Origin of the sequence: Variovorax sp. Root318D1 (assembly GCF_001424835.1) — a bacterium.
GTDB lineage: Bacteria > Pseudomonadota > Gammaproteobacteria > Burkholderiales > Burkholderiaceae_C > Variovorax.
Genome location: NZ_LMCQ01000018.1, coordinates 1 through 1,320, shown reverse-complemented (window position 1 = coordinate 1,320; position 1,320 = coordinate 1). Strand labels below are relative to the sequence as shown.

1 protein-coding gene and 1 pseudogene are annotated in these 1,320 nt (G+C 58.6%); both read left to right on the top strand.

Annotated elements, in window-relative coordinates; translation table 11 throughout:
• Positions 1 to 368, top strand: a pseudogene (locus ASC78_RS14330) (IS21 family transposase); the annotation flags it as partial.
• Positions 358 to 1,149: an IS21-like element helper ATPase IstB gene (gene istB / locus ASC78_RS14325; protein ID WP_055802457.1), complete on the top strand. Its 792-nt coding sequence runs from the start codon at positions 358 to 360 to the stop codon at positions 1,147 to 1,149. The pseudogene ASC78_RS14330 and the gene istB, both read left to right, overlap by 11 nt.
• Positions 1,150 to 1,320: the final 171 nt, after the last annotated feature.

The following is a 1,320-nucleotide window of genomic DNA, read 5'->3' as shown; positions in this document are numbered from 1 at the left end:
AAAGGAAGCCAGGTGCCCTCAGGAACGGTGCTCCGTTCGCAGAGCTGCCGGTCCCGTTCAAACGACTGCAAGCCATGCTGCTCAAGAAGCCCGGCGGTGATCGAGAGATGGTGGAAATCCTGGCACTGGTACTGCACTACGACGAGCACGTCGTTCTGGCTGCCGTCGAGGCAGCACTCGACGCTGAGGTGGCGACCAAAACGCATGTTCTGAACATCTTGCACCGCCTCATTGACGGAAAGTCTGCCACGCCTGAAGTGATCGCACCGCAAGCCCTCAGGCTCTCGACAGAGCCGCAGGCGAACGTCTTGCGTTACGACCTACTCCGGGCAGCGCAGCAGGACAAGGAGGTACGCCATGGCACATGATTCCACGACGACCGCGATCATCAGCCTCCTGAAGAGCCTCAAGATGTACGGTATGGCCCACGCGGTGTCGGAACTCGGCGAACAGGGTGTGCCTGCCTTCGAGGCGGCCCAACCGATCCTGTCGAAGCTACTTAAAGCTGAAACAGCAGAGCGCGAGGTTCGCTCGCTGGCTTACCAGATGAAGCTGGCCAAGTTCCCTGCGTATCGAGATCTCGTGGGGTTCGACTTCGGACACAGCGAGGTGAACGAAGCGACGGTGCGCCAGTTGCACCGATGCGAGTTCCTCGATCAGGCGCACAACGTCGTTCTCGTTGGCGGGCCCGGAACAGGAAAGACCCACTTGGCTACCGCGATCGGGGTGCAGGCGATCGAGCACCACCGTCGACGGGTCCGATTCCTCTCGACGATTGAACTGGTCAACGCGCTGGAAGTGGAGAAGTCCAACGGGCACACCGGTCAGATCGCCAACAAGCTTCTGCACGTGGATCTGGTGATCCTGGACGAGCTGGGCTACCTGCCCTTCAGCGAGTCCGGTGGTGCGCTCCTGTTCCACCTGCTCTCAAAGCTCTACGAGAGAACCAGCGTGGTGATCACCACCAATCTGAGCTTTGGAGAGTGGGCCAGCGTCTTCGGGGATGCGAAGATGACGACTGCATTGCTGGATCGATTGACACATCGGTGCCACATTCTGGAGACCGGAAACGATAGCTTCCGGTTCAAAAACAGTTCCGCAAAGCCTCAATCTAAAAAGGAGAACATCAAGCACTTATCCACACCGTGAAGCCTTCAGGCTCACAAAGCGGGTGGGTCAGTATTCAATGGAAATCTCGGGTCAGAGGTCGGTGGAATTCAACACCGCCGGGCTTCTTGAGCAGCATGGCTTGCAGTCGTTTGAACGGGACCGGCAGCTCTGCGAACGGAGCACCGTTCCTGAGGGCACCTGGCTTCCTTT